The sequence below is a fragment of the Amycolatopsis deserti genome, assembly GCF_014653945.1.
GTDB classification, from domain to species: domain Bacteria; phylum Actinomycetota; class Actinomycetes; order Mycobacteriales; family Pseudonocardiaceae; genus Amycolatopsis_E; species Amycolatopsis_E deserti.
The window spans coordinates 145,394-159,441 of sequence record NZ_BNAU01000006.1 but is presented as its reverse complement, the minus strand read 5'-3'; the positions used below and the strand labels follow the sequence as shown (position 1 = coordinate 159,441).

Annotated in this window: 18 protein-coding genes; 11 read left to right on the top strand and 7 right to left on the bottom strand. The window is 70.5% G+C overall.

From position 1 onward, the window contains the following. Positions 1–7 precede the first annotated feature (7 nt). Together IE290_RS24645 and IE290_RS24640 are read left to right on the top strand one after the other, a co-directional pair. Positions 8–493: a M15 family metallopeptidase gene (locus IE290_RS24645; RefSeq protein WP_191247062.1), complete on the top strand. Its 486-nt coding sequence runs from the start codon at positions 8–10 to the stop codon at positions 491–493. A 46-nt stretch (positions 494–539) separates the two neighbouring features. Further along, positions 540–1,421: a spermidine synthase gene (locus IE290_RS24640; RefSeq protein WP_191247061.1), complete on the top strand. Its 882-nt coding sequence runs from the start codon at positions 540–542 to the stop codon at positions 1,419–1,421. On the opposite strand, the gene IE290_RS24635 is transcribed toward IE290_RS24640, so the two are convergent. Both IE290_RS24635 and IE290_RS24630 read right to left on the bottom strand, forming a co-directional pair. Then, positions 1,411–2,040, bottom strand: coding sequence for a helix-turn-helix transcriptional regulator (locus IE290_RS24635; RefSeq protein ID WP_191247060.1), 630 nt, complete (start codon positions 2,038–2,040; stop codon positions 1,411–1,413). The genes IE290_RS24640 and IE290_RS24635 overlap by 11 nt on opposite strands. 33 nt (positions 2,041–2,073) lie before the next feature. After that, positions 2,074–3,078 carry a M14 family metallopeptidase gene (locus IE290_RS24630; protein WP_191247422.1) on the bottom strand — a complete coding sequence of 335 codons (1,005 nt, stop codon included), beginning with the start codon at positions 3,076–3,078 and terminating at the stop codon, positions 2,074–2,076. Positions 3,079–3,204: 126 nt separating this feature from the next. Between IE290_RS24630 and IE290_RS24625 the strand changes: the two genes are divergently transcribed. Both IE290_RS24625 and IE290_RS24620 read left to right on the top strand, forming a co-directional pair. Further along, positions 3,205–3,720: a DUF2020 domain-containing protein gene (locus IE290_RS24625; RefSeq protein ID WP_191247059.1), complete on the top strand. Its 516-nt coding sequence runs from the start codon at positions 3,205–3,207 to the stop codon at positions 3,718–3,720. Between the two features lie 155 nt (positions 3,721–3,875). Further along, positions 3,876–4,328, top strand: coding sequence for a DUF6918 family protein (locus IE290_RS24620; RefSeq protein WP_191247058.1), 453 nt, complete (start codon positions 3,876–3,878; stop codon positions 4,326–4,328). A 145-nt stretch (positions 4,329–4,473) separates the two neighbouring features. On the opposite strand, the gene IE290_RS24615 is transcribed toward IE290_RS24620, so the two are convergent. Continuing rightward, positions 4,474–5,076 (bottom strand): ATP synthase subunit B family protein, encoded by a 603-nt coding sequence (locus IE290_RS24615; RefSeq protein WP_229874689.1) that lies wholly within the window; start codon positions 5,074–5,076, stop codon positions 4,474–4,476. A 97-nt stretch (positions 5,077–5,173) separates the two neighbouring features. Between IE290_RS24615 and IE290_RS24610 the strand changes: the two genes are divergently transcribed. Further along, a complete protein-coding gene (locus IE290_RS24610; RefSeq protein ID WP_094003360.1) occupies positions 5,174–5,725 on the top strand; it encodes a peptidylprolyl isomerase in 552 nt (183 codons plus the stop codon). Between the two features lie 193 nt (positions 5,726–5,918). After that, positions 5,919–6,692, top strand: a complete 774-nt coding sequence (locus IE290_RS24605) for a rhomboid family intramembrane serine protease (protein WP_308431376.1) — start codon at positions 5,919–5,921, stop codon at positions 6,690–6,692. Here IE290_RS24605 and IE290_RS24600 read toward each other — a convergent pair. Together IE290_RS24600 and crgA are read right to left on the bottom strand one after the other, a co-directional pair. Continuing rightward, the gene (locus tag IE290_RS24600; RefSeq protein ID WP_191247056.1) at positions 6,689–6,988 is read right to left on the bottom strand and encodes a PH domain-containing protein; all 300 of its coding nucleotides are present in this window, start codon (positions 6,986–6,988) and stop codon (positions 6,689–6,691) included. The genes IE290_RS24605 and IE290_RS24600 overlap by 4 nt on opposite strands. A gap of 189 nt (positions 6,989–7,177) precedes the next feature. Beyond that, positions 7,178–7,444, bottom strand: coding sequence for a cell division protein CrgA (crgA, locus tag IE290_RS24595; protein WP_191247055.1), 267 nt, complete (start codon positions 7,442–7,444; stop codon positions 7,178–7,180). Between the two features lie 92 nt (positions 7,445–7,536). On the opposite strand from crgA, the gene IE290_RS24590 reads away from it, so the two are divergent. After that, complete coding sequence (locus IE290_RS24590) at positions 7,537–8,373, top strand: class E sortase (RefSeq protein WP_191247054.1); 837 nt, start codon at positions 7,537–7,539, stop codon at positions 8,371–8,373. After that, a complete protein-coding gene (locus IE290_RS24585; protein WP_191247053.1) occupies positions 8,373–8,528 on the top strand; it encodes a hypothetical protein in 156 nt (51 codons plus the stop codon). Before IE290_RS24590 ends, IE290_RS24585 begins: the two co-directional genes overlap by 1 nt. On the opposite strand, the gene IE290_RS24580 is transcribed toward IE290_RS24585, so the two are convergent. Beyond that, positions 8,525–9,841 carry an FAD-dependent oxidoreductase gene (locus IE290_RS24580; protein WP_191247420.1) on the bottom strand — a complete coding sequence of 439 codons (1,317 nt, stop codon included), beginning with the start codon at positions 9,839–9,841 and terminating at the stop codon, positions 8,525–8,527. The two genes, IE290_RS24585 and IE290_RS24580, sit on opposite strands and share 4 nt — an antisense overlap. Before the next feature lie 116 nt (positions 9,842–9,957). On the opposite strand from IE290_RS24580, the gene IE290_RS24575 reads away from it, so the two are divergent. Genes IE290_RS24575 through IE290_RS24565 form a run of 3 tightly spaced genes read left to right on the top strand, consistent with a single transcriptional unit; the run spans position 9,958 to position 12,004 of the window. Continuing rightward, positions 9,958–10,599: an aminodeoxychorismate/anthranilate synthase component II gene (locus tag IE290_RS24575; protein ID WP_191247052.1), complete on the top strand. Its 642-nt coding sequence runs from the start codon at positions 9,958–9,960 to the stop codon at positions 10,597–10,599. Continuing rightward, positions 10,596–11,375 carry an ABC transporter ATP-binding protein gene (locus tag IE290_RS24570; RefSeq protein ID WP_191247051.1) on the top strand — a complete coding sequence of 260 codons (780 nt, stop codon included), beginning with the start codon at positions 10,596–10,598 and terminating at the stop codon, positions 11,373–11,375. The genes IE290_RS24575 and IE290_RS24570 overlap by 4 nt, the downstream gene beginning before the upstream one ends. Beyond that, a complete protein-coding gene (locus IE290_RS24565) occupies positions 11,372–12,004 on the top strand; it encodes a hypothetical protein (protein WP_191247050.1) in 633 nt (210 codons plus the stop codon). Before IE290_RS24570 ends, IE290_RS24565 begins: the two co-directional genes overlap by 4 nt. A gap of 49 nt (positions 12,005–12,053) precedes the next feature. Here the strand turns inward: IE290_RS24565 and pknB are convergent, their stop codons facing one another. Next, positions 12,054–14,033 (bottom strand): Stk1 family PASTA domain-containing Ser/Thr kinase, encoded by a 1,980-nt coding sequence (pknB, locus tag IE290_RS24560; RefSeq protein ID WP_191247049.1) that lies wholly within the window; start codon positions 14,031–14,033, stop codon positions 12,054–12,056. Between the last annotated feature and the right edge of the window lie 15 nt (positions 14,034–14,048).

The window sequence follows — 14,048 nt, the reverse complement described above, 5'->3', positions numbered from 1 at the left end:
TCCCGGCATGACCTGCATCGAACCAGCAAGCCGGCGCGCCGTCGGCGAGGCGGATGGCGTCGTCCCGGGCGGTGTGACGGTCTTCGATGACGTCCCGGCGGTGGCCAACCTCGACCCCGATCTGCTCGGCGCCCTGCGCCGAGCCGCGACGGATGCCGCGCACGACGGCGTCGAGTTCATCGTCAACAGCGGCTGGCGGTCCCCGGCGTACCAGGAACAACTGCTCCGTGACGCGATCGCGAAGTACGGCTCGGAGGAGGAAGCCGCCCGATGGGTGGCCACCCCGGACACGTCTCCGCACGTGTCCGGGCACGCGGTCGACATCGGACCCGCCCAGGCCCGGGCGTGGCTGTCCGAGCACGGCGCCGGGTACGGGCTGTGCCAGATCTACCGCAACGAACCCTGGCACTACGAACTGCGCCCGGAAGCCATCGAACACGGCTGCCCGCCCATGTACGCCGACCCTTCGCACGATCCGAGGCTGCGGCGGTGACCGGCACGGAGCCGCGGGTGGCTGGTGCTCACGTAGAGTTGCGGCGATGGCAGGCAGAGGCACCAACCGGCGGCGCGGTCCCGCCCGTCCGGTTCCCGGCCGCTACCCGGTCCGCTTCGGGCTCGCCGAGCTTCTCGCCGACGCTGACCGCCCCAACGCCTGGCTGCTGACCGTCGACGAGGTCGCCCAGTCCTATGTGGACCTCGACGACCCGACGCACCTGGAGTTCGAGTACGTGCGGCGCATCGGGGACGTGATCGACTGCCTGGGCGACGGGCCGGTCGACGCGCTGCACCTCGGCGGCGCCGGCTGCACCATTCCGCGCTACATCGCGGCCACCCGGCCCGGCAGCAGGCAGCTCGTCTTCGACGCGGACGAGCAGCTCATCGACCTCGTCCGCGAGCAGCTCGACCTGCGCGGCGTGCCCAACCTGCGCGTGCGCATCTCCGACGGCCGCGAAGGCGTGGCCACGCGCCGGGACGCCTCGGCCGATCTCGTCGTGGCGGACGTCTTCCAGCGCGCGAAGATGCCGGGCGACGTGGCGACCCTGGAGTTCACCACCGACGTCGCCCGGGTACTCCGGCCGGCGGGCACCTACCTGATCAACGTCGCCGACGGGCCGGGCCTGAAGTTCGCCCGCCGGGTCGTCGCCACGATCGGCGCCGTCTTCCCGCACGTCGTGATGCTCGCCGACTCCGGCGTGCTGCGCGGCCGCCGGTTCGGCAACCTCGTGCTGGTCGCCTCGCGCGCGGAACTGCCCCTCGACGCGATCAGCCGCCGCGCGGCGTCCGCGGCGTTCCCCGCCCGCGTCGCCAGCGGCGCCGACCTCGACCGGTTCCGCGGCACCGCCACGCCGATCACCGACGCCGAGGCGCTGGACACCCCGCGCCCGCCGTGGAACGTCTTCGGCCTGCCGCCTAAGACCTGATCTCGGCCAGGTGGTTGTAGGCCGACGCCCGGGAGATCCCCAGCGCGGCGGCCACCTCCGGCACGGCCTTCTGCAGCGCGAACAGCCCGCGCTCGTCCAGAGCGCGGAACAGGTCCAGCCGCTCGGCGCGCGTCATCCGGCTCACCGGCCGCCCGAGCTTGAGCTCCTCCTCGGCCACCACCGCACGGATCAGCTGACCGACGTCGTTGGTGAACGTCGTGGTCGCGTCGGGCAGCGAGGTCACCGCCGCCAGCTCGCCGAGCAGCACGGCCGCGTGCCGCAGATCGGTCACGTCGACGTTCACGCACAGCGCCCCGAACACCTCGCCGTCGCGGTCGCGCAACAGCATCGTGGACGCCTTGATCACGCGCCCGGCCGGCGTGCGCGTCAGGTAGTTGATCTGGTCGCGCGCGTCCCGGCCCTGCTTGAGCAGGCTCAGGCCGAGCTCGCTCATCGCGCCGCCGGGCGCCCGGCCGGTGACGTCGCCGGCGACCGCGACCACGGAGCCCTCCGGCCGCCGGTAGTCGTGCAGGACGACCTCGCAGTTGCCGCCGAAGGTGGCGGCCAGGCCGTCGAGCACGGGTCGGAGCGCGGAGAGCACCGCGTCGGCATCGGTCACCTGGGCATGATGTACAGAACTTGGATCGATTGTCTAGCGAGCCTCGCGGATCAGGATGTCCACGGCCGCGTCGTTGCGCGTCGTCTCCCGCGCGATGTCCTCGTCCGGCGGGTAGAAGCCGGGGAACGGGCCGGTCGGGTACATCTCGAAGGTGAAGCTGAGGATCTTGTGCGTGCCCCACATCCAGTCGTTGACGTCCCCGTCGGTGACGTAGAGGTCGCTGGACTGCTGGGCCTTGTACCCGTTCGTGGCGGCCATGCGCTGCCCGACGTCGCGGAACCGCGCGTTCTCCTCGGCCGTCATGCCCTCGCCGGTGTCGTCCTCGGTGTGCCCGAACGGCCACAGCACCAGCTCGGAGTAGGTGTGGAAGTCGATGTGCGTCTTGATCCGCTGCTGCCCACCGGCCGCGCGCGAGTCGACGAATCGCGACACCGCCTGCGTCTCGGGCTCGGAGAACGCCGACGGACCGCGGTAGGTCTCAGACGCCGGCCGCGTGCTGGAGCCGTCGCAGCAGCCCCACTTGTAGCCCCAGTTGCGGTTCAGGTCGGTGCCGATCTTGTCGCCGTCGACCGGCCTGCGGTTCTTGCGCCAGTACTTGTAGTCCGCGCCCGAGATGTCGTACTCGGCCCCGTCCGGGTTGACGTTCGGGATCACCCAGATCACGTGGTCGTCCACCAGCGACCGGATGTTCGGATCGCTCGCGTAGCCGTCGGTGAAGCGCTGCACGATGTGCAGGCACATCTCGGTGGTCAGGTGCTCGCGCGCGTGCTGGTTGCAGGTGAACAGCACCTCGGGTTCGCCCTCGTCGGCGGCGGCGTTGTCGCTGATCTTCACCAGGTTCAGCTCGCGGCCCTCGAAGGACTTGCCCACGCTGGACAGCACCGCGATGTCCGGGTGGTTGGCGGCCGCCTTCTGGAGTTCCGTCGTGACCTCGGCGTAGGTGTGGTAGCCCTCGTCGCCGGCCGGGAAGTCCGCCGCGACCGCCGACGCGGGTGTGGTCCCGGCCAGCAGGGCGGCTCCGGTCAGCAGGGCCAGCACGCCACCGGCAGCCCGACTTGAATACATCTCGCCTCCGGACGAACACGTAGAGTAGTTCCTTCTACCCTGCTGTAGCGGCGCGCCCGCCACAACCCGGCGGAGGCCGGGTGGTTCACTGATCGGGTTATGCGACGAGTCCTGCCCGCACTGCTCGCGGCCGCCGCGCTGGCCGGCTGCTCCGCCCAGCCGGCACCGGAGGCGCCGCCGTCCTCGAGCGCGCCGGCCACCACGGCCGTGCAGCTGCCCCCGGAGCCCACCCCGGCCCGCACCGCGCCCTGCCCGTACCTGGAGAACTCGTTCGTCGCGGACTCCAACGGACAGCGCGTGTCGAAGGTCGAGGTCTCCGCCGACCAGCCGCATCCGACGTGCTTCTTCTACGCCCTGTCCGGCAAGCTCCAGCTGACCGTGCGCGTCTACACCGGGGATCCGGCGGTGGCGAAGGCGCTCGTCGACCAGGCGGCGCCGGTGGCCACGAGCAACCCCGCGACCGAGCCGCCAGGGTGGCAGGGTGGTTACGCAGCGAAACCGGACGGCGCGGTATATGCCGTGGCCAAGGGCGGTACGGCGGTCATCGTGACCACGAACCAGCAACAGACGGTGAAGGCGAGAACCGTTGCCCGGCAGGCGATCTCGCACCTTTAAGACCGGCGGGGTGCAGTGTCAAGTTGATCTTGTATTACCCTGATCGCACCTCGCAGCCGGGGAGGACCAGCACGGGACGGTCGAGACCTGCGGCCGGCGTGCCACGGGCTGCGAGAGCCCCCCGTGTACCTCGATGTGAAGAAGGACAGACATTCGTGGCTGACACCCTCAAGGAAATCCTGCTCGACTCCAGCAGGCGTCCGGCCGTTGTGACCGACCTGGAGACGCTGGTCGACGAAGAGGTCTCGGACAAGGGCGGCGTGTCCGGCGCCGTCATCAAGACCGGCTTCGCCGCGGTCAAGAAGATCAAGCCGGGCATCATCGGCTCCGCCGTGGACAGCCTGCTCGACGACTTCACCGCCGCGCTCGAGCCGTTCTACGCCGACTTCAAGGGCCAGGGCGGGGGCGACTTCGGCGCCTACCTGTCCGGCCGTGGCTCGGAGGCCGCCGACGCGCTGCTGAGCGTGACCGACGCGCGCGCCGCCAAGAGCAGCCGCGACAGCATCAAGAAGGTCTACGAGAAGCTGCGCCCGAACGGCAAGAAGAACGTCGAAGAGGCGCTGCCCCGGCTGGGCAAGCTGATCGACAAGCACGCGGCCGCCGCCTGAGGCAGTCGCGCAGAACGGCCGTTTTCCCATCGGTACCTGTTGGGAAAGCGGCCGTTCGCCTGTGCGGGGTCGGGCGTGACCGGGTCAGCGCAGGCGGAGGTGCCGCTCGGCCTCGCGGTCGAGCGGCACCTCCGGTGGAACGTGTCTAGTTCTGCTTCTCCGCGGGCGACGGGCTCGGCGCGTGCTGGCCGTTCGCCGTCGACTCCGGGGTGGCCGGCTTCGGCGCGGCCCGCGGCGGCTCGGTGGCCACCGGCGGCTCCTGCTTGCCGCGCAGCGCGACCGCCGCACCCGCGGCGGCCAGCACGCCCAGCACCAGGAAGAGCGGCCACTTGCGGCTCTTCTTCGTGCCCTTGGCGGCGAGCTTCGCCTCCTCCAGCGCGGCCCGGAAGTCCTTCTTGGCCTGCTTGAAGTCCTTCTTGGCCTTCCGCTTCGACTCACCGGCGGCCTTCGCGGCCTGCACGGCGGCCTTGCGGGCCTTGCGGCCCGGCTTGCGCAGCTCGGCGAGCCGCGCCGCGGCCTCCTTGCGCGCCTGCTTGCTCGCCCTGGCCAGGTCCTTGCGGGCCTGCCGGCCCCGCTTGGCGGCCTCCTTGCGAGCCTCCTCGGTGCTCTCGGAAAGCCGCTTCTCGGCCGCCTGGGCGGCCTGAGCGGTCACCTCGGCGCCTGCCTTGCCGACCTCGACGGCCCGCTTGCTCAGGCCGAGCAAGCCGGCCTTGACCGACTCACCCACCGAGTCCGCAGCTCGGGTCATGGCCTTTCACCTCGTCAATCGTTTCGTCTCACGTTCCATCCCCGTAACCATCCTGCCCGTTTCCGGCCGATCTCGCTGCGGATGGCACGATGAAGCGGTGACCCAGAGCAGTGAATCCCTCGTTGGTGCGAAGGCGACCGCCGTCCTGCACACCAACGCCGGGGACATCCGGATCAACCTTTTCCCTGATCACGCCCCCAAGACCGTGGCCAACTTCGTCGGCCTCGCGGAGGGCACGAAGGAGTACCAGCGCCCGAACGCCAAGGGCGAGAACTCCGGCCCGTTCTACGACGGCGCGATCTTCCACCGCGTCATCTCGGGCTTCATGATCCAGGGCGGCGACCCGACCGGCACCGGCCGCGGCGGCCCGGGCTACCAGTTCGGCGACGAGTTCCACCCCGAACTGCAGTTCGACCGGCCGTACCTGCTGGCGATGGCGAACGCGGGCCCGGGCACCAACGGCTCGCAGTTCTTCATCACCGTGGCCAAGACGCCGCACCTGAACTTCAAGCACACGATCTTCGGCGAGGTGGCCGACCAGCAGTCGCGCGACGTCGTGGACTCGATCGCGAACACCGCGACCGGGCCCGCCGACAAGCCGCTGCAGGACGTCGTCATCGAGAAGATCGACATCGAGCGCGAAGGCTGAGCCAGGGTAGGTTGGAGGCATCGTGAACATGCCTCCGCACCCGCCTGCCTCACAGCCGCACCAGCAGTCGGCCCTGCCCGGCTGTTGGTGGCACCCGTCGCGACCCACCGGGCTCAGCTGCGTCCGGTGCGGCCGTCCGGCGTGCCCGGACTGCCTGCGTGAGGCGTCGGTCGGCTACCAGTGCATAGACTGCGTGCAGACCGGGCGCCGCGAGCAGAACGTCCAGCGGTACACGCCGCGCACGGTCGCCGGCGCCCAGGTCTCGCACCGGCCGGTGGTCACGCCGATCCTCATCGCGCTCAACGTGCTGGCGTACGTCGTCACGGTGGCGCAGTCGGGGAGCCTGACCGCCAACGACACCGCGCCGTTGTTCGGCGACGGCGTGTTGTGGCCGCGCGCGATCGCCGGGGCGGACGAGTGGTGGCGGCTCGCCACGTCCGGTTTCCTGCACTACGGGCCGATCCACCTGGCGGTCAACATGCTCGCCCTGTGGATCCTCGGGCGGGACATGGAGACGTTGCTGGGCCGCGTGCGGTTCACGGCGCTGTACGTGGTGTCGCTGCTGGGCGGCGCGGTGGCGGTGTACCTGTTCGACGACGTGGACCGCGGCACCGCGGGCGCGTCCGGCGCGATCTACGGCCTGCTGGGCGCGATGCTCGTCGCCGTCATCCGGCTGCGGCTCAACCCGGCGTACGCGATCGGCACGATCGTGCTGAACCTGATCATCACCGTGTCGCTGCCGAACATCTCGCTGCTCGGCCACCTCGGCGGCCTGGTCGTCGGCGCGGCCGTCACCGCGGCGATGGTGTACGCCCCGGCGAAGGGGCGCCAGTACTGGCAGGGCGGCGCGGTGGCGGTGCTGCTGGTCGCGTTGCTGGTGCTGGTGTTCGTGCGCGACGCCCAGCTGGCGAACCTGGTCTGCTGGTACCGCGGCGACGAGCTGGTCTGCGTCGAGCCGACCGGTTAGGGCCGCAACGCGGTCAGCGTGTCGAGCACGTCCCGCGGATCGGCGCCGAGTTCGAGCCAGCCGAAGACGTACAGCGCCTCGCCCGCCTCGATTTCCAGCGTCGCCGAGTCGCGGCCCAGGCGGCGGGTGGTGCGGACGCGGGCGGTCACCTCGGGCCAGTGCAGGTCGTGTTTCCCGGTCGTGGTGCGGATTCGCAGCCCGCGCGGGTCCGCGGTGAGGCGCGGGCGCACGAGCAAACCGTGCAGCGACAACGCGGTCAGCGCGACCGCCGCGACGGCGAAGAGGACCGTGCCCATCCGGTCGCTCGCCAGGATCGCCGCGGCCGCGGCGAAAACGGCCGCGGCACAACCGGCTCCGACCAGAACAGGTCGCGGAGCCCAATGAGGAGACGAGTTATCCACAGTGGTTATCCACACTGGGGATGAGTCACAGTGCTGTAATTACGGGTCAAGCGGCTGTTCGGGGCAATCGTTGTGATCTTCCGCTCAGCGCCAGCGCATCGTCATGAGCAGACCGACGATCATCAGCGCGAAGCCGACCGCGAAGTTGCCGTTGCCGAGATCCGCCATGAACGGGATCTTGTCGCCCGCGATGTAGTTCACGACCAGCCAGACGAGCCCGAGGACCATCAGCCCGAACATCACGATCTTGTAGAACAGGCTGGACGGCCCCGCGGCGCGCACCTTGACCGGCGTGCGCCGATCGGCCGGCGGCGTGTACGCCGTCTTCTTGCGGACCTTGGACTTGGGCATCGGAACCTCGCGGTGTTCGTCTCTGGCCAGGTGGTGCGCATCCACCTCTACGTTCACACGTTAACGTAAGCGTCCCCGAGAGAGGAGCGCGCGTGGCAGTCCTCGACGCCCCGCCACCGAGGAAAACCGGTGGCGGTTTCGCCAGGACCGTGCGGACGATCGGCGAACTGCTGATCACCGCCGGCCTCGTCGTGCTCCTGTTCGTCGTCTACGAGCTGTACATCACGGACCTGTTCTCCGCGCGCAAGCAGGCCAGCGCCACCGTCGCGCTGGACCAGGACTGGGCGCAGGGCCGCACGCTGCACGCCGACCTGATCGACGGCGAGGCGTTCGCGAAGATGTACATCCCGAGCTTCGGCGCGGACTACCACTTCACGATCCAGGAGGGCACGGACGCGAAGGCGCTGGAAGTCGGGCCGGGGCACTACAAGGGCACCGCGCTGCCGGGCGAGCCGGGCAACTTCGCCGTCGCCGGGCACCGCGTCGGCAAGGGCGCGCCGTTCAACGACCTCGACCTGCTCGCCTCGTGTGACGCGATCGTGATCGAGACGCAGAGCGACTTCTTCGTCTACCGCGTCCTGCCGCACTCCGATGAGCTCGCGAACTGGAACGCCGACAAGGCCGCCCGCCCGCAGTGCGCGAACGTGGGCACCCTGCGCACCGACGCGCCGGACGGCGGCCCGTACGGCAAGACCTACGGCCGGGAGATCGTCACGCCGGACCAGGGCGAGGTGGTCGCCCCGGTGCCGCACCGCAGCGCCGATGTGCTGCCGACGGCCCAGCAGGTCTCCCTGCTCACGCTGACCACGTGCCACCCGCGGTTCTCCGACAAGCAGCGGCTGATCGTGCACGCCGTGCTGACCAACCAGTACCCGAAGACCCCGGGTGCCACCTACGAGCAGCTGCTGCAGGCGATCGGAGGCGTGTGATGTACGGCTGGATCTGGCGCAGGCTGCCCGGCCCGGCCGGGGTCAAGGCGGTGACCGCGCTCGTGCTGGTGCTCGGCGTGATCGCGTTGCTGCTGTTCGTCGTGTTCCCCTGGCTGGAGCCGATGCTCCCGTTCAACCAGGTGTCGGTGAACTAGCCGCGCGAAACGCGGATCATCTCCTCGCGCTCGACGACCTTCACGCGCTCGCGGCCCTGCGGCTCGCCCAGGGCGCGTTCGTGCGCGTCGAGCTTGCCCCAGCCCTCCCAGGTCGTGAACGGGACGCCGCGGTCGGCCAGGAACGACGTGATCGCGTCCGGGGCGGCCTGCTTGGGCGCGGTCAGCGAGTCCGCGTCGGCGAGCAGGTTGCGGATCGTCTCGGCCGCGTCGCCCTTGGTGTGGCCGATCAGGCCGACCGGGCCGCGCTTGATCCAGCCGGTCACGTACACGCCGGGCACGTGGTCACCGTCGATGTCCAGCACCCGGCCGCCCTCGTTCGGCACCGTGCCGCTGTCGTGGTCGAACGGGACCTCCGGCAGCTCGGAGGACAGGTAGCCGACCGCGCGGTACACGGCCTGGACGTCCCAGTCGTGGAACTCGCCGGTGCCGCGGACGTTGCCGTCGCCGGTCAGCTCGGTGCGCTCGGTGCGCAGGCCGGTGACCCGCTCGTCGCCGAGGATCTCCGTCGGCGAGTGGAAGAAGTGCAGGTGCAGGCGCTTGGGCCGGTCGCCCTGGTCGCGGATCGCCCACTCCTGCAGCGTCTTGACCACCATGTCGACCTGCTTGGAGGCGCGGATGGCGGCGATCGAGCCGTCGTCGAACTCGATGTCCTCGGGGTAGACGATGACCTCGACGTTCGGCGAGTGGTCCAGCTCGCGCAGCTCGAGCGGGGTGAACTTGGCCTGGGCCGGCCCGCGGCGGCCGAACACGTGCACGTCGGTGACCTTGCTGGACTTCAGGCCCTCGTACACGTTCGGCGGGATGTCGGTGGACAGCAGCTCGTCCGCGGTCTTGGCGAGCACGCGGGCGACGTCGAGCGCGACGTTGCCGACACCGAGGACGGCGACGCTGGTGGCCTCCAGCGGCCAGGTGCGCGGGACGTCCGGGTGGCCGTCGTACCAGGACACGAAGTCGGCGGCGCCGTAGCTGCCGGGCAGGTCGATGCCCGGGATGTCCAGCGCGCGGTCGCTCATCGCGCCGGTGGCGAAGATGACCGCGTCGTAGAACTCGCGCAGGTCGTCGAGCTTGATGTCGGTGCCGTAGTCGACGTTGCCGAGCAGCCGGATGCCCGGTCGGTCGAGCACCTTGTGCAGGGCGGTCACGATGCCCTTGATGCGCGGGTGGTCGGGGGCGACGCCGTACCGGATCAGCCCGAACGGCGCCGGCATGCGTTCGAAGATGTCGATGCTGACGTCGGTGTCGGACTTGTCGAGGATGTCGGCGGCGTAGATGCCGGCGGGGCCGGCGCCCACGATGGCGACGCGAAGAGGACTACGGCTCACCCTTGCCACGGTAAAGATAGGTGACCCTTACTTTCACTGTGATATGAATTGCGGTCCAGCATGTGGACGCCGGTAGGGTGGTCGGCATGCGCGTATTGGTCGTCGACAACTACGACAGCTTCGTCTACAACCTGGTCCAGTACCTGGCCCAGCTCGGCAACGAATGCACTGTCTGGCGCAACGACGTCGTCGACCTCGACCGCGTGCCCGAGTTCGACGGCGTGCTCGTCTCGCCGGGCCCGGGCACGCCGGAGCGCGCCGGCCAGAGCATCGACGTGGTGCACAAGTGTGCCGACACTCACACCCCGATGCTCGGCGTGTGCCTCGGCCACCAGGCGATCGGTGTGGCGTGGAACGCGACCGTCGACCGCGCGCCCGAGCTGCTGCACGGCAAGACCAGCCAGGTGCACCACCAGGGCGGCGGCGTGCTCGCCGGCCTGCCCGACCCGTTCACCGCGACCCGCTACCACTCGCTGACCGTGCTGCCGGACACCATCCCGGCCGAGTTCGAGGTCACCGCGCGCACCGAGTCCGGCGTGGTGATGGGCATGCGGCACCGCGAGCTGCCGGTCGAGGGTGTGCAGTTCCACCCCGAGTCGGTGCTGACCCAGGGCGGGCACCGGATGCTGGCGAACTGGATGGCGACCGCCGGTCACCCGGTCGAGCCGTTCGTGGTGGACGCCCTGGAGCGTGAGGTCGCAGCGTTGCAGAAGGCCGCCGCTGCGTGATCCGGCTGCTGGGGGTCGGCAAGCGCTATGGTGACGCCCCGGTGCTGACCGGGGTGGACCTCGAGGTGCGCCCGGGCAGCGTGGTCGGCGTCGTCGGCACGAACGGGTCCGGCAAGTCGACGCTCCTGCGAATCATCGCCGGGCTGTCCCGGCCCTCGTCGGGCACGGTCACCGGCCGTCCGCGCGTCGGGTACGTGCCCGACCGGTTCCCGGCCTCGACCCGGATGAGCGCCGTGGCCTACCTGCGCCACCTCGGCCGCATCTCCGGAACGTCCGAAGTGGACCCGCGGGCGCTGCTGGACCGGCTGGCGCTGGCCGGCGGCCCGAACGCGCCGCTGCGGCACCTGTCGAAGGGCAACGCGCAGAAGGTCGGCCTGGCCCAGGCGCTGATCACCGAACCGGACCTGCTGGTGCTGGACGAACCCTGGTCGGGGCTCGACCCGGACGCGCACGAGGTGCTCGGCGAGATCATCGCCGAAACCAGCGCCCGCGGGGCGAGCGTGGTGTTCACCGAGCACCGCGACGAGCGCGCCCACGCCCACGCCACCGAGGTCTTCCGCCTGACCGGCGGCGTGCTGCGGGTGGTGGACCGGGCGGCCCGCGTGGTGCTGCGCGGCTCCGGCGCGGTGGACCTGCCCGGGGTGCTCGCCACCCACCGCGACGGCGACCACGTCGAACTGACCGTCGCCGCGGAGCGGACGGACGAACTGCTGCTCAAGGCGCTGAGCTGCGGCTGGTCGGTGGTGCGGGTCGACACCCCGGCGGTGCGCCCGTGATCCGCTACCAGCTCGCGTTGCTCGCCCACTCCCAGCGCTGGCTGCCGCCGCTGCTGGCCTACCTGATCCTGCTGGGCGTCCTCTACAGCGACGCCGGTTCGCAGGCCCGCCCGTTGTTCGCGGTCAGCTCCGGCGCGCTGACCGTGGTGGCGTGCTGGCTGACGATCGCCCTGGTCGACGCCGAGGACCCCACGCAACGCCTGATCACGCAGGTGCAGGCCGGCCGGCTGTCCACTGTGCTCTCCGGCATCGTCGGCGCGGTCGCGCTGTGCTGCGCCGGCGTGATGGTGATCCCGCTGGTGTGGGCCGCGCTGGTGCACCCCGGTTTCTCCGCGGGCGTGCTGGTCGACGGGGTGGTCGCGCACATCGCCTGCGCCGCGGCCGGTGTCGCCATCGGACTGCCGTGCTCACGCCTGCTGCTCCCGCGCGTCGGCTACACCGTGCTCGCCGCGCTCGCGCTGCTCGGGATCGTGCTGCTGGTCCGGTGGGTGCCGGTGGTCAACCCGATGCTGCGCGGGCTGCTGGGTTCCGCGCCGGGCTCCGCGGTGGCTCTCGGCCTGCTCGGCGGGGTGCTCCTGCTGGCGGTGAGCACCGCGGGCACCGCCTGGGCGATGCGGCGGCGGGCATAGCGAAGGGCCCGCCTCCCCGGTGGGGAAGCGGGCCCTTGTCGGTCGAGCCTTACGGGATGCCCGGGAACCTCGGCGAGCTGGTCGGCGACGTCGTGTTGTCGCCGCCACCACCGCCACCGCTGTTGGACTCGCCGATGAGCAGCGTGATCGTCTCGCTCTTGGTGATCTGGGTGCCGGCCGTCGGCACGCTGCCGGTGACCTTGCCGTCCATGTCCTCGTCGGAGAGCTTGTCGGCCTGGTAGTTCACCTGGCCGTCCCAGCCGAGCTGCTGCAGCCGCTGCAGCGCCTCGTTCTGGGTCAGGCCACGCAGGTCCGGCATCGAGATCTTCTGCTGCGACCCGTTCGACACGGTCAGGGTCACCGTCGAACCCTCACGCTGCTGGCCCGCGTTCGGCTTCTGGTTGAGGACCTGGCCCTCCGGCTGGTCGGAGTCGGCCTCTTGCTTGCTGACCTTGAAGCCGAGGGCCTCCAGACCCGCCTTCGCCACGTCGTACTGCTGGCCGGTGTAGTCGGTGACCTCCACCATGTTCGGCGTCTTGCCGACCTTGATGGCCACCGTGCTGCCCTGCGCGATCTGCGCGTTCGCGTTCGGGTTCTGGCTCTGGACCTTGCCGTACTGGTCCTCGTCGTCGACGTCGACCTGCTGCACGTTCGGGTCCAGGAGCAGCCCGGCCTGGTTGAGCAGCGCCTCGGCCTCCTCCTGGGTCTTGCCCAGCAGGTTCGGCACCGCGACGTTCGCCGGCGCCCGGCCGATGAACAGCGTGATCTTCTGGTCCAGCGCGACGCTCACCCCGGCGGCGGGGTCGGTGCTGATCGCCTTGCCGATCTGGTCGGCCGAGCAGGTCTCCACGCCGTTGGGCTGGCGGAAGCACGGCTTGTCCGCGAGCGCGATGTTCGTGAAGCCCTTGTCCCGCAGCGTCTGCTCGGCCTGCACCTGCTGCTGATCGCTGACGTCGGGGATCATCGCGGTTTCCGGCTTCGACTCGAACACGCCGGCCAGCCACATGATGAACGCGATCAAGCCGAGGGCGATCAGCGTGAAGATCACCGCGGCGGTGACGCGCCTGCGCTTGCGGCGCTTCTCGTCCTCTTCGAACGCCTCGGGGTCGTAGTCGGCCGCGTGCCCGGGCGCCCCGCCGATCACCTGCGTACGCTCGTCGGCCGTCATCACCATCGGCGCCGACGGCCGCTGCCCGGACAGCGTCCGGACCAGGTCGGCGCGCATCTCGGCGGCCGACTGGTAGCGGTTGGCCGGGCCCTTGGCCAGCGCTTTCAGCACGATCGCGTCCAGCTCCGGCGACACCGCGGGGTTCACCGCCGACGGCGCCTTCGGGTCCTCCCGCACGTGCTGGTAGGCCACCGCGACCGGCGAGTCACCGGTGAACGGCGGCTCGCCCGTGATCAGCTCGAACAACACGCAACCGGCGGCGTAGACGTCGCTGCGCGCGTCGACGCCCTCGCCGCGCGCCTGCTCCGGCGACAGGTACTGGGCCGTGCCGATCACCGCGGCCGTCTGCGTCATCGCGGCCTGGCCGTCGTGCATCGCCCGCGCGATGCCGAAGTCCATCACCTTGACCGCGCCCTGGTCGGTGATCATCACGTTGGCCGGCTTCACGTCCCGGTGCACGATGCCGTGCCGGTGCGAGAAGTCCAGCGCGGCGCAGACGTCGGCCATGACCTCCATGGCCCGCTTCTGCGACAGCGGCCCCTCGGTCTTGACGATGTCGCGCAGCGTCCGGCCGCGCACGTACTCCATCACGATGTAGGGCAGCGGACCGTACTCGGTCTGCGCCTCACCGGTGTCGTACACGGCGACGATCGCCGGGTGGTTCAGCGCCGCGGCGTTCTGCGCCTCGCGGCGGAACCGCTCCTGGAACTGGGGGTCGCGGGCGAGGTCGGCACGCAGGATCTTCACGGCGACCTCGCGGCCCAGCCGGACGTCGGTGCCGTGGTGGACCTCGGACATGCCGCCGTAACCGAGCGTGTCGCCCAGTTCATAGCGGTTGGACAGCATCCTGGGTGCAGTCATCGGAGAAAGCCGTTC